We start from the raw sequence: 21459 nt of genomic DNA on the forward strand, positions 1-21459 counted from the left end.
CCGCAACGCCCCGGGTTGCCCGACGTTCCATGCCACAGCCCATCACCGATTGCGCGCGAGGTCCCGTTCGCCAAGACCCCTTCGCCAATAGCGGGAACCGCGCGCGGTTTTGCGCGTTGAGTGACATGATCTTGCAGCCCCGGAGGAGATGCCCTTGAGCCTTTCGTTTCCGTCTGTCCGCCCGGGCCCTCGGTCCGGCACAGCCTGTTTCTGGCCGGAGGGCATGGCATGAGCCCCGCCGAAGCCGGAACCGAAACCCGATCCGCCCCGCGCCGCCGCGAGGCCGCGATCCGTCCCGCGCAATACAGCGCCCGCGACTGGCGGGTGGCCGTCTTTCGCGTTTGGCAGGGCATGGATGAACGCAATGTCGCGCTGATCGCGGCGGGCGTCGCCTTCTACAGCTTTCTGTCGATCTTTCCCGCCCTGGCTGCACTGATCGCGATCTGGGGCTTTCTGGCCGACCCCGCGATGGTGCAGGAGCAGGTGTCGATGGCGGCCGAGGTGCTGCCCGCAGGCGCCTACGAGATCCTGCAACGGCAGGTGACGGCACTGGTCAGCACCAGTTCCTCGGCACTGGGCTGGACCAGTGTGGTCTCGGTCCTCCTGGCGATCTGGAGCGCACGGGCCGCGGTCGCAGGCCTGATCCGCGGGCTGAACGCGATCTATGGCGAAAGAAACCGCGGCAATCCGATCCTGCGCATCGCGCTGGCGGTCGGGCTGACGGCGGTACTGATCATCGTGGCGCTGCTGGCCTTCTCGGCGGTGGTGCTGATCCCGGCGGTGCTGGCCTTCGTCAAGTTGCCGGCGGCGATCGAACTGCCGATCATCCTGCTGAAATGGATCCTGATGCTGGGGGTCGTGTTCCTGGCCATCGCGCTGGTCTACCGCTACGGGCCCAACCGGCGCGCGCCGCGGCTTCAATGGGTGACCCCCGGCGCGATCTTTGCCGTCATCGCCTGGGCGCTGGGCTCGGTGGCGCTGGCCGCCTACATGCGCAGCTTCGACCGGCTGAACGAGGTCTACGGCTCGCTCGGGGCGGTGGTGGCGCTGCTGTTCTGGCTCTATCTCAGCGCGGCCGTGACGCTGATCGGCGCGGCGTTGAACGCGGAACTGGAACTTCTGACCCGGCGCGACAGCACCACCGGGCCCGAGCGCGCCGAAGGCCATCGTGGCGCCCATGTGGCCGATCATGTGCGCGACGAGACCGGGGCGCTGAACGGCGCGGAAGCAGAGCAGGAGGATGGCGACCCGGTGCCGGCGCCCAACGGCGCCGGGACCCGGGACGAGGGGCGCGCTAACGGAGCGCCCCGGCCGACCTGAGCGCCTCGTAGCGGGCTTGGTCCCACCACCAGAACTCGACCCCGCGGTCGTAGGGCGGCTTGGTTTCAGGCCGCCCGAACACGTCCCAATAGGCGATCCGGTGCTTGCCGCTGTACCAGTTCGGAACCCAGATGTGCCGCGCCCGCAGCACCCGGTCGAGCGCCCGCACCCGGACGTCGAGCGCATCGCGGTCGGGGGCCGCGATCACCTCTTCGATCAACGCGTCGACCACCGGATCGTTCAGGCCCGAGAGGTTGTAGCTCCCTTTGGCATCGGCTTCCTCGCTGCCGAAGAGACTGCGCAGCTCGATCGAGGGGCTCAGCGACAGCACGAATCGGGTGCTGGTGATGTCATAGTCGAAATCTTCCAGCCTCTGCTGCATCTGGGCGGCATCGACGGTGGTGTTGACCGCCTCGATCCCGAGCTGTTGCAGATTGGCCAGATAGGGCAGCACGATCCGTTCGAAGACCGGGCTGTCCGACACGAACTCGACCCGCAGCGCCTGACCCGAGGCGTCGCGCCGCTGGCCCCGGTCGTCGACCGTCCAGCCCGCCTCGTCCAGCAGCCGCCCGGCCGCGCGCAGCGTGCGACGGTCGAGATTGCGCGCGGCATCATGGACCGGGGGGCTGACCGCGGGCTCGGTGAAGACGGTTTCGGGCAGCCGGTCGCGGTATTTTTCCAGCACGGCCAGTTCGGCGCCCTCGGGCAGGCCCTCGGCCTGCAGAGCGGTGTTCTCCCAGAAACTGTCGGTCCGCTGGTAGAGGCCGTAGAACAGCGTCTCATTGGCCCATTCGAAGTTGAACATCATCGCGATGGCCTCGCGCACGCGCGGATCGGCGAATTGCGGGCGGCGGAGGTTGAACCAGAAGCCCTGCGCGCCCGAGGGCCGGGCATCGGGCAACTCGTCGCGTTTGACCCAGCCGCGCGCCACCGCCGGGAAATCGTAGGCCGTGGCCCAGATCGCCGAGCTGAACTCTTCCTGAAAAATGTAGCCCCCGCTTTTGAACGCCTCGAAGGCGCCGGTTTCGTCGGCGTAGTATTCGTAGCGGTAGCAGTCGAAATTGTCCTTGCCGACATTCACCGGCAGATCGGCCGCCCAGTAGGCGGGATTGCGGCAATAGGCGATCGCCTTGCCGGGCTCGACCTTGGAGACGACATAGGGGCCCGAGCCCAGCGGCGGTTCCAGCGAACTGCGCTCGAAGGGGACGGCATCGTAGAAATGCGCGGGCAGGATCGGCAGTTGGCCCAGCTGGCCGATCAGGTCCCGCGTCGGCGCACCCTCGGCGAACGCGATCCGGACCTCGGTCGGAGACAGGGCCTCGGCCGAAGCAAGATCGCGCAGCGCCATCCGGTAAAGCGGCGCGCCTTTCTGCTGCAACGTGAGGAAGGTAAAGACCACATCCGCGGCGGTGACGGGGCTGCCATCGGCAAAGCGCGCCTCGGGGCGCAGCCGGAACACGGCCCAGGACCTGTCGGGCGGGAAGGTGACGCTTTCGGCCAGAAGCCCGTAGGCCGCGTCGGGTTCGTCGAAAGAGGGGGCAAGCAGGCTGTCATAGATCAACTCCATCCCCTGGGCGGGCTCTCCGGCGAGGATGAACATGTTGAGACTGTCGAAGGTGCGCGAGGCCCCGGTGCCGCGAAAGCTCATCGTGCCGCCCTTGGGGGCGTCGGGGACGACATAGTCGAAATGGGCGAAACCGGCGGGGTATTTCAGGTCGCCGAAGGTCGAGATGCCGTGGCTGGTGACCACGCCTTCGGCGGTGGATGCGGGGCCGGCAGGCAGGGCCGTCTGGGCGTGCAGCGCGAGCGGAAGGGCAAGAGCGGCGGTGAGGGCGAGGGCGGCGAGAGGGCGGATCATGCGGGGCTCCGGCAGGGCGTTTGGCGAAGGCTAGCACGGGGCCGGGCCGGGCACAGCCCGCAGTTGCGCCGGGGCGGCAGCGGCGCCTTTGTACCGAGGGCGGGCTTGGGCGAGGCCAACCGCACCGCAGGCGGGCGACGATGGATCGTGCGGCCGATCCGGGAGGTTGCAAAAGAGACGGCCCGGGCGGCGGGCCCGGGCCGAATGAGGCGATTGAGGGGCCCGAAGGCTCAGATCGCGGTCTTGACCGCTTCGTCCAGATAGATCTCGCGCAGGCGGCGTGAGACCGGGCCGGGCAGGCCGTCGCCGAGGCTGACCCCGTCGACCGACACGACCGGCATCACGAAGGCCGAGGCCGAGGTGTAGAAGGCCTCGTCGGCCTCCTTGGCTTCCTCGACGGTGAAGGCGCGTTCCTCGATTTCCATCTGCGCCTCGGCCGCGTATTTCAGCACCGCGGCGCGGGTGATGCCGGGCAGGATCTCGGTGCCGAGCTGGCGGGTGATGATCTTGCCGTTCTTCACGATATAGGCGTTGTTCGAGCTGCCTTCTGTGACGAAGCCGTCCTCGACCATCCAGGCATCGTCGGCGCCGGCCTTCTCGGCCGCCATCTTGGCCATCGACGCGTAAAGCAGCTGCACCGTCTTGATGTCGCGCCGCGCCCAGCGCAGGTCGTCGATCGAGATGACCTTGATGCCGGTCTCGGCGGTCTTGCTGGCGACGATCTGTTTCGACTGGGTGAACATCACCAGGGTCGGCGGCACCTGTTCGGGATCGGGGAAGTGGAAGTCGCGATCGCCGGGCGCGCCGCGGGTGATCTGCATGTAGACCATGCCCTCGTCGACCGCGTTGCGCGCGATCAGTTCGCGGTGGATCGCCAGCAGCTCGTCCATGTCGACGGGCGAGCGCAGCTCCAGCTCTTTCAGCGAGCGTTGCAGGCGGGCGGTGTGCCCGTGGAAGTCCAGAAGCTTGCCGCCCACGACGCTCGCCACCTCATAGACGCCGTCGGCAAAGAGAAAGCCGCGGTCGAAGATCGAGACGCGGGCTTCGGTCTCGGGCAGGTAGTCGCCGTTCACATAGACGCTTCGGGTCATCGAGAGGTCCTTTCGTTCGGGCCGGGGCTGGGCGTCTCCGGTCTCCGGGGTCCGGTGGTCATCCCCAGAGCGCGGCGGCGGGGGCATGCACGCCCGCCTCGTCGAAGCAGAGGGGTTCGGGCCGGTCTTCGGCCAGAAGCAGCGGCCCGTCAAGATCCGTCACCGCCGCGCCTTGCGCCAGCAGCACGGCGGGCGCCATCGCGAGGCTCGAGCCGACCATGCAGCCGACCATGATGCCATAGCCCTCGGCCAGCGCCTGTTTCTTCAGGGCCAGCGCCTCGGTCAGCCCGCCGGTCTTGTCGAGCTTGATGTTCACCAGATCGTACTTGCCTTTCAGTCCGGGCAGGCTGGCGCGGTCATGGCAGCTTTCGTCGGCGCAGACCGGCAGCGGGCGATCGATCTCGGCCAGCATGTCGTCCTGACCGGCGGGCAGGGGCTGTTCGACCAGCGCCACGCCCAGCCGCACCAGATGCGGCGCGAGATCGGCATAGACCTCGGCGGTCCAGCCCTCGTTGGCATCGACGATGATCCTGGCCTTGGGCGCCCCTGCGCGCACCGCTTCCAGCCGAGGCATGTCGGCATCGGTGCCGAGCTTGATCTTCAGAAGCGGCCGGTGCGCGTTCCTGGCCGCCGCCGCGCGCATGTTCTCGGGCGTGTCGAGCGACAGCGTGAAGGCGGTGATCTCGGGACCCGGCGCGGGCAGTCGGGCCAGATCCCAGACCCGGGCGCGGGCCGTTTTGGCCTCCCAGTCCCAAAGCGCGCAATCGATCGCGTTGCGCGCGGCGCCGGGAGGCAGCAGATCCTGCAACCCGTGACGGGTCAGGCTGCGGGGCAGCGCCCCGATCTGGGCGCTGACGCTTTCGAGCGACTCGCCATAGCGGGCATAGGGCACGCATTCGCCCCAGCCGGTGGCGCCGCCCGAGGCGACGCGCACGGTCAGCACGCGCGCCTCGGTGCGCGAGCCGCGCGAGATGGTGAAGGCCTCCTTCAGGCGGAAGCTCTCGGGAGTGATCGAAATCTGCATGCGGCCGCCTCAGATCGCGTCGAGCGCGTCGACCAGACGGCCCGCGCCCTGGCGGAACGGGTCGACCGTGGGCAGGCCCATGCGTTTCTCGATACCCTCGAGACAGCTCAGCGCCTCGTCCTCGCCCATCGCGGCGGTGTTGACAGAGATACCGACCACCTGGGCTTTCGGGTTGGCGACGCGGGCAAGCGTCAGGGCGACGTCGCGCAGGTCTTCGAGGCTCGGCAGCTGATAGTCGGGCAGGCCGCGCATGTGCGGGCGGGTCGGTTCGTGGCTGAGGACCAGCGCATCGGGCTGGCCGCCATGCACAAGGGCCATGGTCACGCCGGAATAGGAAACGTGGAACAGGCTGCCTTGCCCCTCGATCATGTCCCAGTGGTCGTCGTCATTGTCGGGCGTCAGCCATTCGACGGCGCCGGCCATGAAATCGGCGATCACCGCATCGAGCGGCACGCCCTCGCCGGTGATCAGGATGCCGGTCTGGCCGGTCGCGCGGAACGAGGATTTCAGCCCGCGCGCCTTCATCTCGCGGTCCATGGCCAGCGAGGTATACATCTTGCCGACCGAACAATCGGTGCCGACCGCGAGGCAGCGCTTGCCCGAGCGTTTCTTGCCGGTGGCGATGGGGTAGGCGACGGTCGGGATGCGCACGTCATGCAGGGTGCGGCCGGTGGCTTCGGCGACGGCGGCAAGATCGGGTTCGTTCCGAAGCAGGTTGTGCAGCCCCGAGGCTAGGTCGAAACCTTCCTCCAACGCGGCGACCAGAACTTTCTTCCAGGCGGGAGAGATCACGCCGCCGCGGTTGGCCACGCCCACGACCAGCGTCTTCGCGCCGCGCGCCTTCGCGTCCGTGAGGTCCAGATCGGGCAGTTTCAGGTCGGCCTTGCAGCCTTCCATCCGGAACTGGCCGATGGCGTTTTCCGGACGCCAGTCGCGGATGCCCTGGGCCACCTTGGCGGCCAGCGAGTCGGGCGCGTCGCCCAGAAACAGAAGATAGGGGGTTTCGATCATCGTGGCGTGTCCTTCATAGTCGCGCAGACCCTATCACCCGGCGGCGGAAGAGGTTGCGCATCTGAGGCGTGGACCGCGCCCCTTGACGAAGATCGTGCGAAAAGGTGGCGTTGATGTCGAAGAAACATGCGCGTTGATAAGGAACGTTCGCGGTTCGTCCTGTGGAGCTGCAGGCCACCTGCCTTGGGAACGCTGCGGCGCGGCAAAATGGCTTGCGCATTTCGGCGCAACATTCTATCACGCTGACCGACGTTTTGCGACACATCATTACCGAGGGATCCGACCATGAGCTTCCGTATCCAGCCCACGCCCGTCTCCCGCCCGAACCGCTGCCAGCTGTTCGGCCCGGGTTCGCGCCCCGCGATCTTCGAGAAGATGGCGGCCAGTGCGGCGGACGTGATCAACCTCGATCTCGAGGATTCGGTGGCGCCCGACGACAAGGCGGCCGCGCGGGCGAACGTGATCCAGGCCATCGGCGATCTCGACTGGGGGACGAAGACGCTGAGCGTGCGGATCAACGGGCTCGACACGCCCTACTGGTACCGCGATGTGGTCGAGTTGCTGGAAAAGGCGTCCGACCGGCTGGACCTGATCATGATCCCGAAAGTGGGTTGCGGTGCCGATCTTTACGCGGTCGATGCGCTGGTGACGGCGGTCGAGCGGGCGACGGGGCGCGGCAAGCGGCTGGGCTTTGAGGTGATCATCGAATCGGCCGCTGGCATCGCCCATGTCGAGGAGATCGCGGCGGCGAGCCCGCGGCTGCAGGCGATGAGCCTTGGCGCGGCCGATTTCGCGGCCTCGATGGGGATGCAGACCACGGGCATCGGCGGCACCCAGGAGAATTACTACATGATCCGGGAGGGCGCGAAATACTGGTCGGACCCGTGGCACTGGGCGCAGACCGCCATCGTTGCCGCCTGCCGCACCCATGGCGTGCTGCCGGTTGACGGGCCGTTCGGCGATTTCTCGGACGAGGAGGGGTTCCGCGCCCAGGCGCTGCGCTCGGCGACGCTGGGGATGGTGGGCAAATGGGCGATCCATCCCAAACAGGTGGCACTGGCCAACGAGGTCTTCACGCCGTCCGAGGCGGCGGTGAGCGAGGCCCGCGAGATCCTGGCCGCGATGGAGAAGGCCAAGGCCGAAGGCGCGGGCGCCACGGTCTACAAGGGGCGGCTGGTCGATATCGCCTCGATCAAGCAGGCCGAGGTGATCGTGCGCCAGGCCGAGATGATCGCGGCCGGCTGACGCCGCGAACCAGGGTGTCCGGTTTCGGATCGCTGACGCGATCCGACCCGCCGGGGGCTTTGCCCCCGGACCCCCGGGCAAGAGGCCCGAAGAGGTGGCCGGGGTGCCCTCCGGGCCTGACGGCCCGGTTTCGAGGCGCTGACGCGCCCCGACCCGCCGGGGGCTCTGCCCCCGGACCCCCGAAGGGGGCGGGGAAAGCGCGGACAATCGGGACAGGGCATGCAATAGTTCAGACCATGGACGATTTCGACCTTCTGCTGGCGCTTGGCGCCTTCGCCCTTGTCGCCTCGATCACGCCGGGGCCGAACAACCTGATGCTGATGGCGTCGGGGGCCAATTTCGGGTTCAGGCGGAGCCTGCCGCATATCCTCGGGGTGGCGCTGGGCTTTGTCGCGATGATCGTGCTGGTCGGCCTTGGGGCGATGCGGGCCTTCGAGGCCTGGCCCGGGCTGCGGGTCGCGCTGACCTGGCTCGGCACGGCCTATCTGGTCTGGCTGGCCTGGAAGATCGCCCGGGCCGCGCCGCCCGCGCCCGACGCGGCCCCGGGGCGGCCGATGACGTTCTGGCAGGCCGCGGCCTTCCAGTGGGTCAATCCCAAGGGCTGGACCATGTCGCTGGCGGCACTGACGCTTTATGCGCCGGGTCAGCAGATTGCCGGGGTGCTGCTGGTGGCCGCGGCCTTCGCGGCCGTCAGCCTGCCCGCGACCGTCTTGTGGACCGTGCTGGGCACCCGGATCCGCCGGGTGCTGACGCGGCCCGAGCGGTTGCGGCTGTTCAACCGGACGATGGCCGTGCTGCTGCTGGGATCGCTGGTGCCGGTCTTCGTGCACTGAACAGGCATGTTGCGGGAAATTGACCCTAAATGACACCTCATACGGGGGAGGGTTTTCCTCGATAGCGGTAAGGTGACGCCTCTTTGTTCCGACCTGCCGCGAGCCGCGCTGTCATCCTCCCTATCCGCCGCGCGCCCGCCGCGCCCCCCGTGCCCTTTCCGGCGGGCGTGCTATGGTTCGGGGCATGTTCAAGGCGGCCGCCCGAAAGGGGCGGCCCGGCACCGAAGGAAGGGGTAGGGTCATGGCAGAGGACGCAATCCGCACAACAACCGGACGGGGGCGGCGCTTCGACAGCGTGCTCGACACGATCGGCGACACGCCCGCGATCCGGATCAACAATCTCGGCCCGAACCATGTCACGCTGTACGTGAAGGCCGAATTCTTCAACCCCGGCGCCTCGGTCAAGGACCGGCTGGCGGTGAACATCATCGAGGCGGCCGAGCGGTCGGGCGCGCTGAAGCCGGGGCAGACGGTGGTCGAGGCGACCTCGGGCAATACCGGTATCGGGCTGGCGCTGGTCTGCGCGCAGAAGGGCTATCCGCTGGTCATCACCATGGCCGAGAGCTTTTCGGTCGAGCGCCGCAAGCTGATGCGGATGCTGGGCGCCAAGGTCGTGCTGACGCCCAAGGCCGACAAGGCGATGGGGATGTACCGCAAGGCCCAGGAGCTGGCTGCGAAGAACGGATGGTTCCTCGCCCATCAGTTCGAGACCGAAGCCAATGCAGATATCCACGAGGCCACCACCGCGCGCGAGATCCTTGCCGATTTCGAGGGCGAGCGGCTTGACTATGTCGTGTCGGGCTATGGCACCGGTGGCACGGTCACGGGCATCGCCCGGGCGCTGCGCCGCGAGCGGCCCGAGACGAAGATCATCCTCAGCGAACCGGCAGATGCCGCGCTGATCGCCTCGGGCCGGGCGCAGAAGCGCAATGCCGAGGGCGAGGCGGACGAAAGCCACCCGGCCTTCCATCCGCATCCGATCCAGGGCTGGACGCCCGATTTCATTCCGCTGGTGCTGCAGGAGGCGCTCGACAAGGGCTTTTATGATGAGCTCATTCCGGTCGAGGGCCCCGAGGCGCTGAAACAGGCGCGGGCTCTGGCGGCGAAGGAGGGCATCCTGACCGGGGTATCGGGCGGCGCGACCTTTGCGGTCGCGTTGCAGGTGGCCGAAACCGCCGAGCCGGGCTCGGTCATCCTTGCGATGCTGCCCGATACCGGCGAGCGGTATCTTTCGACCCCGCTGTTCGAGGCGGTGGCCGAAGAGATGAACGAAGAGGAAAAGGCGATCTCGGCCTCGACCCCGGGCTTTCAGATCGGCTGAGCCGTCCGGCCGCGCGCCCTCCCTTGCGGGGGCGCGCCGGCGTCATGGGGGCAGCGGCACCACGACTTCGGTCAGCTGCGTCTCGACCGGGACGGCCGGGAACAGGCTGCGGTAGATCTCGTAAGGCGGGGCCGCGGCCGGGCTTTCGCCCGAGGGAAGACCTTCGGCGTAAAGCCAGGCCCAGGCCGCGGCGAGACCGGAATAGGGACCGGAATAGGTCATGACCGCCGACCGGCCGCCGTCGATCACGATCCGGTCGAAGGCGAGCGGCACCCATATCTCGGTCCCGAAGCCGCAGCAGGCATGGCTGCGCAGTTTGTCCGAAGCGACCCGTGCCGGGTCGTCGTGATAGACCCCGGCGCGCAGCACGACCTGCCCGGTCAGCCCGCTTGCGTCGAGCAGGTGACCGAGCCTCAGGAAAGTGGCACCGATCCCGGGATAGGGCCCCCGATGCGGGAGGCCGAACAGCGTCAGCGGGGGCATCTTGCGGATCTCGACCGGATACATCTTCGTCCCGACGGCGGCAGGTCGGCCGACGATACCCCGGGACCCGGAGGCGTCAACCGCCCTTGGGACAGGGGCAGGCCGGGCGCGGCATCGTCGACGCGCGGCGGCGTTGCAAATCGCCGCGCCGGGCGTCATATACCCCGCCAGCATCAAGGAGCCGCGTCGATGAACTATCTCGAATTCGAAAAGCCCCTGGCAGAGATCGAAGGCAAGGCCGAAGAGCTTCGGGCGCTCGCCCGCGCCAATGCCGAGATGGACGTGGCGCAGGAGGCGGCGGCGCTCGACCGCAAGGCCGCCGACCTCTTGAAGGAACTCTACAAGAACCTCACCCCCTGGCGGAAATGCCAGGTCGCGCGCCATCCCGACCGGCCGCATTGCAAGGATTATATCGAGGCGCTGTTCCAGGAATACACGCCGCTGGCGGGTGACCGGAACTTTGCCGAGGACAATGCGGTGATGGGCGGGCTTGCGCGGTTCAACGACCAGCCGCTGGTGGTGATCGGCCATGAGAAAGGCTTCGACACCAAGACCCGGCTCGAACGCAATTTCGGCATGGCCCGGCCTGAAGGGTACCGCAAGGCGGTGCGGCTGATGGACATGGCCGACCGGTTCGGCCTGCCGGTCGTGACCCTTGTCGACACCCCCGGCGCCTATCCCGGCAAGGGCGCCGAAGAGCGCGGCCAGTCCGAAGCCATCGCACGCTCGACCGAGAAATGCCTGCAGGTCGGTGTGCCGCTGATCTCGATCGTGATCGGCGAGGGCGGGTCCGGCGGCGCGGTGGCCTTCGCGACGGCGAACAAGGTCGCGATGCTGGAACATTCGGTCTATTCGGTGATCTCGCCCGAGGGCTGCGCCTCGATCCTGTGGAAGGATGCCGAGAAGATGCGCGAGGCGGCCGAGGCGCTGCGGCTGACCGCGCAGGACCTGCTGAAGCTCGGGGTCATCGACCGGATCATCGCCGAACCCATCGGCGGCGCCCAGCGCGGCCGCGAGGACACCATCGAGCGGGTCGGCCGCAACCTCGCGGGGATGCTGGGCGAACTGGCGGGCAAGGACCGCGCCACGCTGATCGCCGAGCGGCGCCGGAAATTCCTCGACATGGGGTCGAAAGGGCTGGCTGCCTGAGGCTTTTGCCCGCAGGTCGGGGACGCGCGGGCCGCCCGTCTTCAGGCGTGTCGCCACACTTGCAGGCGCCCCTGTTGCCATATTGTGGACACAGTTTTGCCCCGGATCAGGCGCCACCGCGCTTGTCCGGCGCGGCGGTCCATGGCTTCCTGTCGGCATTTCAGGGGCAGGGCCTTTCATGCAGTGTTACGAGTTCACCGTTCTTCCCGCCCCGGCGCGCCTGCGCCGCAATTCTGCTGACGGGGCAGAGGCCGGTTTTTCGCTGGCGCTGTGCGAGATCATGAACGAGATGGGTCAGTCGGGCTGGGACTTCGCCGGGGCCGAGAGACTGCCCTGCCGGGTCGGGCTCTGGCCCTTCGCGTGGCGCCGGGCGCGCCATGTGCTGGTGTTTCGCCGACCGCGCAAGGCCCATGCCGACGGGACGGCCGGACAGCCCGGCCCGCAATCGTCGACCGCGTGCCCTGATGGCGATCTGGTCGAGGGCGCGGCGCTCGAACTGACTGTGCCGCCGGTCCGGCCGCGCCGCGTGGCGGCGGCGACCGGCCCCCGCCCGGTGCGGCGGCTGCGGCCGCGATTGACGCTTGTGGGGAACGAGGACGGTGACGGGCGCGGCTGACCGCGCCCGGCGCCCTCAGGCCTCTGCCACGAAGCCCGCCTCGGCCATCAGCCGGTTCGAGGCGGTCTCGACGGTCTCTTCCAGATCGGCCATGAACAGGTCGAGGGGCTTTTGCGCCGCGATCGGTGGCAGGTATTCCAGCACCGCCAGCCCGGGCTTGCGATAGATCCCGGTGCGCGGCCAGAACACGCCCACATTGGTGGCGGCGGGCACGCAGGGCTGGCCGAACTGCTGGTACAGCACGCCCGCGCCGATCTTGTAGGGCCGCGACACGCCCGGCGCGACCCGGGTTCCCTGCGGATAGATGATCAGCTGACCCGGCGCCTGCCGCCCCTCGGCCACCTGCTGGCTCATCGAGATGATCGCCTGCCCGCGCTTGCCACGGTCGACCGGCACGCAGCCGATCCTCAGCGCATACCAGCCCAGCACGGGCGCCCAGGTCAGCGACTTCTTCATGATGAAGCGCGGCCGGGGCAGCGAGCCCGCCAGCAGGATGATGTCGAAGAACGACTGGTGCTTGGCGGCGATCAGCACCTCGCCTTCGGGCGGCGTGCCGCGCACCTCGGATCTCAGCCCGATCATCCAGCGCGCGGTCCAGCGCACCCAGTGACAATAATGCCGCGCGGCCAGCGTGGCGCCGCGCGGCGAGGCCAGCGCAAGGGGCAGGTACAGCAGGCCGATGACCGGCATCGCCAGGTACATCTGGCCGACGAAGACCAGCGAGCGCAGATATTGCAGGGGAGAGCGCATCGGTCAGGTGATCCTTCTCAGCATCCGCATCGCGGTCCAGCGGGTGGCGGCAAAGCCGATGGCCCCCGCCAGCACCGGCAAGAGCAGCGGCACGATCCATTGCGCGCCGGAAAAGCCAAGCCCGGTCAGGAACCCGTCGGGCCCGTCGCCCGGCAGCAACGCGACCACGCCCATTCCGGCCAGGGTGCCGATCGCCGCGCCTTCCAGCGTTCGCCGTGTAAAGCGCCGCACGAAGGCGCGCGCAATGAAAATGTCTCGCGCCCCCACCAGCCGCAGCACCCCGATGACCTGGGCATTGGCGGCCAGCGCCGCATTCGAGGCCAGCGCGATCATCGCCGCCATGCTGGCGCCGATCAACAGAACCGCCGTCCAGCCCAGAAGCCTCAGCCGCCCGGCCGCGCGGACCAGCGGCTGGCGCCAGCGGGTATGGTCGTCGAAGACCGCGCCCGGTGCCTCGACCGCAAGGCGCAGCCGCAGCGCCTCGGCATCGGTGCCCGCGCGGGTCTCGGTCACCTCGATCAGCCGGGGCAGGGGCAGGGTCTCGACCGGCAGGTCGGGGCCGAACCAGGGCTCGAGCAGGCGGCGCTGTTCGATGTCGCTCATCGCCCGGGCCGAGGCGATGCCGGGCGTCGTGCGCAGGATCTGCAGCACCGCCTCGGTCTGGGTGCCCATCTGCCCGGGCGGGGCCGAGATCCGCACCGTGGCGGTGCGCGCCAGCGCGTCGGCCCAGCGGTCGGCCAGCCGCCCCGAGGCCAGCGCCAGCGCCAGCGCGAAGACCGCCAAAAACGCCATGGTCGCTGCGGTGAACAGCGTCAGCCGCGCGGCAAAGCCGGTCGGCGGCACCACCCGGCTGGCTTCGGGGTCCGAGGCCAGCAGAGCGGCGATCCGGCCCAGAGGGGTCAGGAGCGCCTTCACAGATCCGCCCCCGCCAGATAAAGCCGCCGGTCCTGGATCCGCAGCACCCGGGCCGCGACCTGGGTCTTGGCTGCCCGGATCAGGTTCATGTCATGGGTGGCAATCACGATCGCCTTGCCCATCCGGTTCAGCTCGACCAGCAGTTGCAGGATGCGCAAGGACATCTCCCAGTCGACGTTGCCGGTGGGTTCGTCGGCCAGGATCACGTCTGGCGACAGGATCACCGCCCGGGCCAGCGCCGCGCGCTGACGTTCGCCGCCCGACAACTGGGGCGGCAGCGCATCGGCCCGCTGGGTCAGCCCGACCCAGTTCAGCAACTCGGCCATGTTGCGGTCCTCGGCGGCGACGTCACGTCCCGCGGCGAGCAGCGGCAGGGTGATGTTCTCGCGCAGCGGCAGATGGTCGAGAAACCCGCAATCCTGATGCACGACGCCGATCCGGCGCCGCATCCGCGCCACTCCGTCGCGGTCGAGCCCGGCCAGATCGGCGCCGAAAAGCCGCACCGCGCCGTGGCTCGGATGCAGCTCGGCATAGCAGATCTTGAGGAAAGTCGTCTTTCCGGCGCCCGAGGGGCCGGTCAGGAAATGGAACGAGGCGGGTGCCAGGTTCAGCGACATGTCGCACAAAAGCTCGCTTCCGCCATAGCTGTGCGAGACGTTTTCGAGCTCGATCAAGGTCCGCTCCGTCGGCCGGGGTCCGGGTCCGTTTGCCCAAGGTATTGCGCAGGGCTGCGCGGGTTGCAATCGTGGCGGGACGCAAAGGCTTTGAATTTCCGCAGGCGGTGATACAACATGGCGCGGAAACGGCAGGCAGGTCCGGCGGGCCGATGCGCCCCGGGGGGTTAAGCGGAATGCGATTGACGTGCCCGAAATGCGGCGCCCAATACGAGGTCGACGAGGCGGTGATCCCCGAAGAGGGCCGCGACGTCCAATGCTCGAACTGCAATCATATCTGGTTCCAGGACTCGCCCGCGCTGGCGGCCCGGGACCCTTTGGCGGCCTTCGCCATGCCGCGCGCTCCGGCCGGGCCCGGCTCTGCGCCGCCCGCGCCAAAGCCCGAGGGCGAGTCGGATGCCGACGCGCCCCGCTCCGGGACGGCCGACCCCGAGATGGCGGCAGGGACGGCGCCCGAGCCGCAACGTCGCGGCCTTGACGACGATGTGCTGAGCATCCTGCGCGAGGAGGCCGAGCGCGAGCAGCGCGCCCGCGAGGAAGAGGCCACCGCCGAGACCTTTTCCGAACAGGCCGATCTGGGGCTTGCGAGCCCGCCGCGCCCTCGCCGCCCCGATCCCGAGCCGGAACCGGCGCGCCCCACGGCCCCGCCCGAACCGACCCGCAGCCCCCCCGCCCGGCGCGATCTGCTGCCGGATGTCGAGGAAATCACCTCGACCCTGTCGGCCAGTTCCGACCGGGGCGCGCACAGCATCCCGCCCGCACCCGAACCCGAAGGGAGCCGCCGCCGCGCCTTTCTCGGAGGCTTCCTGCTGGCGGTTCTGGTGGCAGCCGGAGCACTTGCGGCCTATGTCTACGCGCCCGTGCTGGCCGGGCTCGACCCCGCCCTGGAGCCGCAGGTCGCGGCCTATGTCGGCGCGGTGGACGCGGCCCGGGACTGGATCGCCGGGGTGGTGCCGCCAGACCTTCTGGACCGGGTGCTCGGCCGCTAGGCAGCAGCGCCTTTTCGGGACGGATTTCGCGTGTCCCGGACAGATCGCGCATCAAGGTTTCGGCCCCGGGGATGCCCCGCTCCGGGCCGACCCGTCCTATTGCGGTGCAAAGGGGGGCGCCTAGCTGTTCCACCCCGGATGATCACATAGACCCTCGCCGGTCTGCCCTGTTCATGGCAGGGTCGATCCTGCGCGAGGTTCGGGAAGGGACGGGAGCATGCTGATCTCTCTGAACAGGCAGGCCAGCACGACACCGAAGATCCGGGGAGCGATCCAGGCGAGCAGCGAACCGGCGAGGTTGGTTGCCGAGCGCTGCGGGATCTCCGGGCAGACGGTCTGGAAGTGGCGGGGTCGCGACGACGTCCACGACCGGAGCCAGCCGCCGCACCGCTTGCAGACGACGCTGACGCCGGCGCAGGTTTCGAGCGTGGCGAAGAAAGTCGCCGTGGCGCTGCGCAAGGCGCTTCTCCTGCCGCTCGACGATCTGCTCGCCGTGGTGCGCGAATTCCTCACCCCGCATGTCTCGCGCTTGGGCCTCGACCGCGGCCTCCGGCGCCACGGCGTGGGCAACCTGCGGGCGCTGAAGTCGAAGGACTCTAGGCCCGCGCATGGCAGCTTCAAGGCCTACGAGCCCGGCTACCTGCACATCGACATCAAATACCTGCCCCATATGGCCGGCGAGGATCACCGCCGCTACCTCTTCGCTGCCATTGACCGAGCGACGCGGCGGGTCGCCGTCGCGCGTCTATCCCGCACAGGCCGCGGCCAATGCCCGCCGTTTCCTCCGCGATCTAGAGCGCGCGGCCCCGATGAAGATCGCCCGCGTGCTGACCGATAACGGCAAGGCTTTCAACGACCGCCTCTTCGGCCCGCGCAAACGCGCTGCAGCCGGATAACACGCGTTCGACCTCCTCTGCGCGGACCTCGGGATCGAGCATCGTCTCGCGCCGCCGATGCGGCCGCAGACGAACGGCATGGTCGAGCGGTTCAACGGCAGGATCGAGGATGTCCTGCAGAGCCATCGCGTCCAGAGTGGCGAGGACCTCGAGCAGACCCTCCTGCGCTACGCCCAGCTCTACAAGAAACAGCTCCCGCAATCAGCCCTGAAGGGGCGAACCCCCGTCGCACTCCTCAAGGGCTGACGATGCCACAGACCCGGGGCAGTTCAGGAAGCGCGTCTGCAATCTCGCGGGATGTGACAGCTAACTTTATTACATAACGTATTATTTTTTCGGGCCCGATGGCGTATCCGAGTTTCAAGAGATCGCGGGCAGAGGACAAGACGCCCCTGCTAGAGCAGTGTTTGTCGGTCGATCTGGAAGTTGATCCCAAGACGGCCCGGATCTTCGATCTGGCCGAGGTCCGGTTTGGCGACGGACCCGCGGTCGTGGCGCCGAAAGGGCCGGTCGCCCGGGGGCTCGACCGGCTTGAAAAGGCGCTGGGCAAATCCGCGCATGTCATCGGCCATAATATCCTGCGCCCTGATATCGAACATCTGCTGGCGGCGCGCCCCCGGCTGGATCGCGCCACTGCCTTCGCCGCCATCGAGACCCTGTTGGCCGGACAGGTCTGCGGCGCGCGGGTCGGGCCGGTGTTGGACACGCTCTCGGACCCGAAAGCGGGCTGGTCGATGGCCTATGCGCTGGCCTGGATCGCGGTCGCGGGCGGAGAGTCGGTGATGCCGCCCTGGGTGCGGGCGAGCTTTCCGCAGGCGGGCCTCATCCTGTGCGACATAAGCTGTGGCGACGACGCCTGCGCTTGGTACGCCACGAAGAACGACCCGGTCGCGGCGCTGAGGACATGGTTCGTCTTTGACGGCTTCCGGCCGCAGCCGGTGGACTGCGACGGCACGCCCTTGCAACAGCTCATCGTGGCCGAGGTGATGCGGCATGCGAATGTCCTTGGCATCCTGCCCACCGGCACCGGCAAATCCGTGTGCTATCAGGTTCCGGCGCTCAGCCTTTACGAGAAGACCGGCGCGCTGACGGTGGTGATCTCGCCCCTGGTGGCGCTGATGGCCGACCAGGTGCAGGGGATGGAACGGGCCGGGATCTCGTCCGCAGTGACGGCCACGCCGAAACCCGAGGTCGTGCGCGACATCACCGACCATTTCCGCGACCGGCTGGGCGTCGAGCTGCGGCTGTTCGATGGGGGGGGCACGCGGACCAACCTGACCTTCTCGGTGCTGCCGACCGGCAAGGAAAGCAAGCTGGGCGATATCCTGACGGTCCTGTCCGACCGATTGCCCAAAGGCGACAGGTCGGGCGCGGTGGTCTATTGCGCCCCCCGAAACGAAACCGAACGCGTCGCGCGCTTTCTCAAGGATCAGGGGTTTGCCGCTGCGCAAGGTCGAGATGCCGCGCAGGCTCGGTCTACCCGAGCCCGACCAGTATCAGGTGCCGGATCTGACCTCGGTCAATCTTTCCTGTGCCGGGCGTCTGCGCGACGGGAACGCGACCCTTGGCGCCATCGCCGCGGCCAAGGTCGGCGATCCGGTCACGCTGGACCTGCAAGGCGGGAAATGGAGGATCCTCGACGGGCAGGGCCGGGTGCTGGGCTGCATGGCCAGGACCTGAGCGCCGCCCGAGGGCACCGGTCCGGTCTCGGGAAGGGGCGGGGCGGTCATACGCTGGGGCAAGACCGACAACGACGAGGCCTTCCAGACCTATATCCGCCGCGACGAATGGGAGACGATCCTGCCCGAACTGGTGTTCCGCAGGCAGGACCTGCTGGCATCGGGCAATCCGGCAAGGCCCGGGCCGCCTTGAGGCGGGCCCGGATGGGTCAGCCGGTCACGACCAGCGTCAGCCCGCCCATCGGCCCGTCGCCCGCGACCTGATCGATCCCGATCACCTCGAAGCCGATGGCCTGGCCCTTCGGGATGCTCAGCCGCGGGGTCCGGAGCGACAGCCGGGTTTGCCTGGCCTCGCGCGTCATCTCGCGGAACCGCGCGAAAAGATCGCGATGGGCCGAGGCCCGGGTCTCACCCGCGCCGATCGCCCTCAGCACCGCGCGCATCTCGGCGCCCAGCCGCTTCTGGTCGTCCAGCGATATGCCGCGCCCGGTGATCGACAGCCGCAGGCCCTCGGGCATCGGTTCGGCCTTGACCTCGCCCCCGCCCTTGCGAAGCCTTAGCCCGGTCAGGTCCGCCCATCCGCGCTTGGGGATCTCCGGGAAGGGCGCGATCCCGGCCAGCGCGGGATGCCGCAGGGCCATCAGCTCGGTCGGCTGCAAGGCTCGGATCGCGAGGTCGATCCGCGCATTGGCCCGGTGCACGAGGTTGAAATTGAACGCCTGCGCCTGCCCGAGGATGTTGAGGTTCTGCTGGGCGACATGGCGGTCGAGCCGGGGATCGAGCGCGTCATCGTCGACCGGCAGATCCAGTGGCGAGAACGAGAAGACCCGCGCAAACAGGCATTTATGGCCCGACTGGCCGGGCGGAACGGTCCAGACGAACCGGGTTTCGGCAGCCCCCAGCGCCGGCACGAAGGCCTGGGGCACCGCGCCCCGCGTCAGGTTCTCGGCGAACCGGGTGGAAAAGCCGATGGTCGGATCGACAAGGAAATGCTCGACCTTCGCGGCGGGCACCGGCAGGTCGCCCCGGTTCTGCAGCGCGGTGCGGATCACATAGGTATCGCCCGCCTGAAGCTGGGTCGTCGCGGCGCCCAGATTGGTGATCGGCGACAGCGTCAGGTCGGGCGAATGCCAGAAGGTGATCCCCGAAAACGGCCGCGCCCCGGTATCGCCGTCGAAGGACCGGATCACGAGGAACGAGCTGTCATGGAACAGGCCGGGCGGCTTGCGCTCTTTGCGGCGAAACTGGTCCTGCAGCTTCTTGAGGGTGTCGGGGGCATAGGCATCGCGCCGCTTCCTGAGCTCGGCCAGGTAGTCGCGGGCAACCTTCAGGGTTTCGGTCATGGTCGGTCTCCGTCTCGGGGCGCCATTGCGCGCACGGAAGAATGGGTCAGGGCAGGATCGTCAGGCTCACCGTTCGGGGATCGGCCTGGTCGATATTGGTGATCAGCCGGGTCGGCTCGTTCGGGCTGTCGCCTTTCTGCCGCCAGCACAGGAAGCCGTAGCCGCGGTCGCTGTCGAGGTTGAAATCCGGGATCCTGAGCCCGCGGAACCAGCGTCCGTAAAGATGGCCGCTGAAGTCGAGCCCGTTGCCCAGCGTGCGCTTACCCAGAAGCGCCAGCAGCGCGGCCTCGTCGGGATCGCCGCCCGCATCCTGCATCGCGGCCAGTTGCGTCACCAGATCGTCGTCCACCGGGATGCGTCCGAAGGCGTAATGGGTGGCGAATTGCGTGAAATAGCTGGCGGGCGCGGGCTGAACCGCGGATTTCTCGCCATCGGTCAACGGATAGATCAGGTGGCGTTCCTGGTTGAAGATCGCCGCCAGCGGGTCGCTGAGAAAATCGGCCGAGAAGCGCAGCAAAGGTTCGCGCCCCGCGACGTTGGCGGCGACGGTCCCGGTCGGGTCCGGCATCGAGGGCGTCACGAACTGGCGCAGCCGCGGGTCGGTCAGATGCTCGATCATCGGGAAGCCGAGCCCGTTCAGCGCCAGCGACAGGCGGAACATCATGAAGGCGTTGTGGACCTGTTCGTAGATCAGGCAGGCGGCATAGCGGATCGTCGCGGTGCCCAGCGTGACGACGGCGCCCGCAATGCCGTCGGCCAGCGCCGCCGCCGCCATCACCGCGGCGATGACCAGCGCAGCCAGCAGGATGAAGATCGAGAGGATCCCGAAATCCGACGCGGTATCGGTGGCGTCCTCGAGGAAATCGCCGACCTCATCAAGATTGTCCGTTGTCTTTTCCCAGACCTCGCGCAGCTCGGCGGTCAGCGAATAGGGAACCGGCGCGGGCAGGGTGCCGGTGTCGGTGAAGCTCTTCATGAACCGGTACCATAGCCGATAGGTGTCATCGACATCCGAGGCGGTGATCCGGCTGGCATAATCCGGGTCGGGGTCGCCATCCTCCTGATAGACCTTGTTCATCGCCTCGGCGAGGAAGGCCGCAAAATCGGGGGGCAGCTTCGGGTCGCCCTCGGGTTCCTCGTCCGAGATCGTGCCGGTGAAGTTGAAGTTGCACAGCGCATGGATTTTCGAGCGGTTCCAGTCCTGCCCGGTGACGTTCAGCAGGTTGAAGACATCCTGGAAATTCTCGCCCGTCTTGTGGCGCTGGGACTGGCTGCGGTAGGGGCCGCCGGACCAGAGGTTGACATAGGCATGGCCGACCGTGTCGGCGCCCACATGGGTCAGGTAGCCAAGCGCGTAGAGGTGATGCGGCGAGGACATGTCGCGGGTCGAGTTCAGCAGCTCTTCGGCCATGCGCCCGGTCTTGCGGTAATGCATGGCGTCGAACCACCACCACTCGCCCTCCGCGGCGCCGTCGCGATAGGGGTGCGAGATCAGGTCGAAGAGGTTGAAGTCGGACACGAAGGCCTTCAGCGCCTCGGTCAGGGTCGCCTGAAGCCCGGTCAGGACGTTGTTGATGTCGTTGAAGGTCTGTTCCAGCTCGCTCAGCAGCGCGGAATCCTCGATCACCTCGTCCACGGCCTCGTCGAAGGCCTCGAGCGCGTCCAGGACCGGCTGCGGCACGACCGAAAGCAGGGCCTCCTTGAAGTCGTCGATGAAGTCGCCGACGTCGTTGTAGATCTCGACCAGCTTGCCGACCGTCGGGTTCAGATCCTTGGTGTTGAAGAAGAACGGGTCCGGCCCGTGGCAGCCGAAGAAGAGGTAGGGCAGGTTCTTCGGATCGGCCAGAAGGTCCTGCAGCTTCTGGACCTCGTCCGGTCCCGGACCCTCGCCGAGCCCGCGCCCGCTTTGAATGGCGGCCTTCAGACGGTCGGCGATCATGTGATGCATTGCGGGGCCTGGCATGGGCACCTCCCTGGGAAAACGAATTTGGGTCCAAAAGGCCTCGAACGGTGAGGCGGACTCGAACGAACTGAAAAGAAACGCGGCCGCGAAATGTCCGAATGATGCGCCCAAGGTGACGCGAAGTCAATTTCGTGGCGAATTGCCCTGTTCCGGTCCGAAGGAGCGTGCCGTTCCGGCGGGACCGACCGCGGCCGGCCCGGGCCGCGTGCCGGGCAAACCCCTGATCCGTTCAGCCCTGCATCCCCGTGCCGACAGGGCCGGCGCCTGCCCGGTTTGACCGCATTTCCCGCAGGTGGCGG

General features: G+C 68.1%; 17 protein-coding genes and 2 pseudogenes. 9 read left to right on the forward strand and 10 right to left on the reverse strand.

The features are described from left to right. Positions 1–228 precede the first annotated feature (228 nt). Complete coding sequence (locus tag C8N38_RS05050; protein ID WP_108024588.1) at positions 229–1320, forward strand: YihY/virulence factor BrkB family protein; 1092 nt, start codon at positions 229–231, stop codon at positions 1318–1320. Here the strand turns inward: C8N38_RS05050 and C8N38_RS05055 are convergent. From C8N38_RS05055 to dgcN, 4 genes are all read right to left on the reverse strand, one after another. Continuing rightward, positions 1295–3178, reverse strand: a complete 1884-nt coding sequence (locus C8N38_RS05055) for an extracellular solute-binding protein (protein WP_108024589.1) — start codon at positions 3176–3178, stop codon at positions 1295–1297. The two genes, C8N38_RS05050 and C8N38_RS05055, sit on opposite strands and share 26 nt — an antisense overlap. 230 nt (positions 3179–3408) lie before the next feature. Then, the gene (locus C8N38_RS05060; RefSeq protein WP_108024592.1) at positions 3409–4269 is read right to left on the reverse strand and encodes a D-amino-acid transaminase; all 861 of its coding nucleotides are present in this window, start codon (positions 4267–4269) and stop codon (positions 3409–3411) included. A gap of 58 nt (positions 4270–4327) precedes the next feature. After that, positions 4328–5293: an N-acetyl-D-Glu racemase DgcA gene (gene dgcA, locus C8N38_RS05065; RefSeq protein ID WP_108024594.1), complete on the reverse strand. Its 966-nt coding sequence runs from the start codon at positions 5291–5293 to the stop codon at positions 4328–4330. Between the two features lie 9 nt (positions 5294–5302). Continuing rightward, the gene (dgcN, locus tag C8N38_RS05070) at positions 5303–6304 is read right to left on the reverse strand and encodes an N-acetyltransferase DgcN (protein ID WP_108024595.1); all 1002 of its coding nucleotides are present in this window, start codon (positions 6302–6304) and stop codon (positions 5303–5305) included. Positions 6305–6589: 285 nt separating this feature from the next. Here dgcN and C8N38_RS05075 point away from each other — a divergent pair, with 285 nt between their 5' ends. The 3 genes from C8N38_RS05075 to cysK all read left to right on the forward strand — a co-directional run bounded on the left by C8N38_RS05075 (position 6590) and on the right by cysK (position 9703). Continuing rightward, a complete protein-coding gene (locus C8N38_RS05075; RefSeq protein WP_075786195.1) occupies positions 6590–7549 on the forward strand; it encodes an L-malyl-CoA/beta-methylmalyl-CoA lyase in 960 nt (319 codons plus the stop codon). Positions 7550–7785: 236 nt separating this feature from the next. Then, positions 7786–8382 carry a LysE family translocator gene (locus tag C8N38_RS05080; protein ID WP_108024597.1) on the forward strand — a complete coding sequence of 199 codons (597 nt, stop codon included), beginning with the start codon at positions 7786–7788 and terminating at the stop codon, positions 8380–8382. Between the two features lie 241 nt (positions 8383–8623). Beyond that, positions 8624–9703: a cysteine synthase A gene (gene cysK, locus C8N38_RS05085; RefSeq protein WP_108024599.1), complete on the forward strand. Its 1080-nt coding sequence runs from the start codon at positions 8624–8626 to the stop codon at positions 9701–9703. Positions 9704–9745: 42 nt separating this feature from the next. Here the strand turns inward: cysK and C8N38_RS05090 are convergent, their stop codons facing one another. Beyond that, on the reverse strand, positions 9746–10210 hold the full coding sequence (locus C8N38_RS05090; RefSeq protein ID WP_158272303.1) for an AraC family transcriptional regulator: 465 nt from the start codon (positions 10208–10210) through the stop codon (positions 9746–9748). 165 nt (positions 10211–10375) lie between these two features. Between C8N38_RS05090 and C8N38_RS05095 the strand changes: the two genes are divergently transcribed. Both C8N38_RS05095 and C8N38_RS05100 read left to right on the forward strand, forming a co-directional pair. Then, positions 10376–11335 carry an acetyl-CoA carboxylase carboxyltransferase subunit alpha gene (locus tag C8N38_RS05095; protein WP_108024603.1) on the forward strand — a complete coding sequence of 320 codons (960 nt, stop codon included), beginning with the start codon at positions 10376–10378 and terminating at the stop codon, positions 11333–11335. A gap of 178 nt (positions 11336–11513) precedes the next feature. Then, entirely contained in the window at positions 11514–11951 is a 438-nt protein-coding gene (locus tag C8N38_RS05100) for a hypothetical protein (protein WP_108024605.1), read from the forward strand. Between the two features lie 15 nt (positions 11952–11966). Here C8N38_RS05100 and C8N38_RS05105 read toward each other — a convergent pair whose 3' ends face one another. From C8N38_RS05105 to C8N38_RS05115, 3 genes are read right to left on the reverse strand one after another with little or no spacing between them, the layout of a single operon-like run. Continuing rightward, on the reverse strand, positions 11967–12701 hold the full coding sequence (locus C8N38_RS05105) for a lysophospholipid acyltransferase family protein (protein WP_108024607.1): 735 nt from the start codon (positions 12699–12701) through the stop codon (positions 11967–11969). Positions 12702–12704: 3 nt separating this feature from the next. After that, positions 12705–13616: a cell division protein FtsX gene (locus C8N38_RS05110; protein ID WP_245895515.1), complete on the reverse strand. Its 912-nt coding sequence runs from the start codon at positions 13614–13616 to the stop codon at positions 12705–12707. Then, on the reverse strand, positions 13613–14290 hold the full coding sequence (locus C8N38_RS05115; RefSeq protein ID WP_108024609.1) for a cell division ATP-binding protein FtsE: 678 nt from the start codon (positions 14288–14290) through the stop codon (positions 13613–13615). Before C8N38_RS05115 ends, C8N38_RS05110 begins: the two co-directional genes overlap by 4 nt. Positions 14291–14466: 176 nt before the next feature. On the opposite strand from C8N38_RS05115, the gene C8N38_RS05120 reads away from it, so the two are divergent. The 3 genes and pseudogenes from C8N38_RS05120 to C8N38_RS05130 all read left to right on the forward strand — a co-directional run. Beyond that, the gene (locus C8N38_RS05120) at positions 14467–15279 is read left to right on the forward strand and encodes a zinc-ribbon domain-containing protein (protein ID WP_158272304.1); all 813 of its coding nucleotides are present in this window, start codon (positions 14467–14469) and stop codon (positions 15277–15279) included. A 217-nt stretch (positions 15280–15496) separates the two neighbouring features. Next, positions 15497–16485, forward strand: a pseudogene (locus C8N38_RS05125) (DDE-type integrase/transposase/recombinase). A gap of 145 nt (positions 16486–16630) precedes the next feature. Beyond that, positions 16631–17596 (forward strand): annotated as a pseudogene (locus tag C8N38_RS05130) (DEAD/DEAH box helicase); the annotation flags it as partial. A gap of 467 nt (positions 17597–18063) precedes the next feature. On the opposite strand, the gene C8N38_RS05135 reads toward C8N38_RS05130, so the two are convergent. Together C8N38_RS05135 and C8N38_RS05140 are read right to left on the reverse strand one after the other, a co-directional pair. After that, the gene (locus tag C8N38_RS05135) at positions 18064–19197 is read right to left on the reverse strand and encodes a hypothetical protein (RefSeq protein WP_108024612.1); all 1134 of its coding nucleotides are present in this window, start codon (positions 19195–19197) and stop codon (positions 18064–18066) included. Positions 19198–19243: 46 nt separating this feature from the next. Continuing rightward, positions 19244–21160, reverse strand: a complete 1917-nt coding sequence (locus C8N38_RS05140; RefSeq protein WP_146176227.1) for a zinc dependent phospholipase C family protein — start codon at positions 21158–21160, stop codon at positions 19244–19246. Between the last annotated feature and the right edge of the window lie 299 nt (positions 21161–21459).

Origin of the sequence: Rhodovulum kholense (genome assembly GCF_003053725.1) — a bacterium.
In the GTDB taxonomy this organism is placed as follows: Bacteria; Pseudomonadota; Alphaproteobacteria; order Rhodobacterales; family Rhodobacteraceae; genus Rhodovulum; species Rhodovulum kholense.

Coding starts and splice junctions, on each gene's coding strand:
- C8N38_RS05050 (WP_108024588.1), top strand. CDS start 229: ATGAGCCCCGCCGAAGCCGGAACCGAAACCCGATCCGCCCCGCGCCGC.
- dgcN (WP_108024595.1), bottom strand. CDS start 6,304: ATGATCGAAACCCCCTATCTTCTGTTTCTGGGCGACGCGCCCGACTCG.
- C8N38_RS05080 (WP_108024597.1), top strand. CDS start 7,786: ATGGACGATTTCGACCTTCTGCTGGCGCTTGGCGCCTTCGCCCTTGTC.
- C8N38_RS05100 (WP_108024605.1), top strand. CDS start 11,514: ATGCAGTGTTACGAGTTCACCGTTCTTCCCGCCCCGGCGCGCCTGCGC.
- C8N38_RS05095 (WP_108024603.1), top strand. CDS start 10,376: ATGAACTATCTCGAATTCGAAAAGCCCCTGGCAGAGATCGAAGGCAAG.
- C8N38_RS05120 (WP_158272304.1), top strand. CDS start 14,467: ATGCGATTGACGTGCCCGAAATGCGGCGCCCAATACGAGGTCGACGAG.
- C8N38_RS05060 (WP_108024592.1), bottom strand. CDS start 4,269: ATGACCCGAAGCGTCTATGTGAACGGCGACTACCTGCCCGAGACCGAA.
- C8N38_RS05140 (WP_146176227.1), bottom strand. CDS start 21,160: ATGCCAGGCCCCGCAATGCATCACATGATCGCCGACCGTCTGAAGGCC.
- C8N38_RS05105 (WP_108024607.1), bottom strand. CDS start 12,701: ATGCGCTCTCCCCTGCAATATCTGCGCTCGCTGGTCTTCGTCGGCCAG.
- C8N38_RS05055 (WP_108024589.1), bottom strand. CDS start 3,178: ATGATCCGCCCTCTCGCCGCCCTCGCCCTCACCGCCGCTCTTGCCCTT.
- C8N38_RS05135 (WP_108024612.1), bottom strand. CDS start 19,197: ATGACCGAAACCCTGAAGGTTGCCCGCGACTACCTGGCCGAGCTCAGG.
- cysK (WP_108024599.1), top strand. CDS start 8,624: ATGGCAGAGGACGCAATCCGCACAACAACCGGACGGGGGCGGCGCTTC.
- C8N38_RS05090 (WP_158272303.1), bottom strand. CDS start 10,210: ATGTATCCGGTCGAGATCCGCAAGATGCCCCCGCTGACGCTGTTCGGC.
- dgcA (WP_108024594.1), bottom strand. CDS start 5,293: ATGCAGATTTCGATCACTCCCGAGAGCTTCCGCCTGAAGGAGGCCTTC.
- C8N38_RS05075 (WP_075786195.1), top strand. CDS start 6,590: ATGAGCTTCCGTATCCAGCCCACGCCCGTCTCCCGCCCGAACCGCTGC.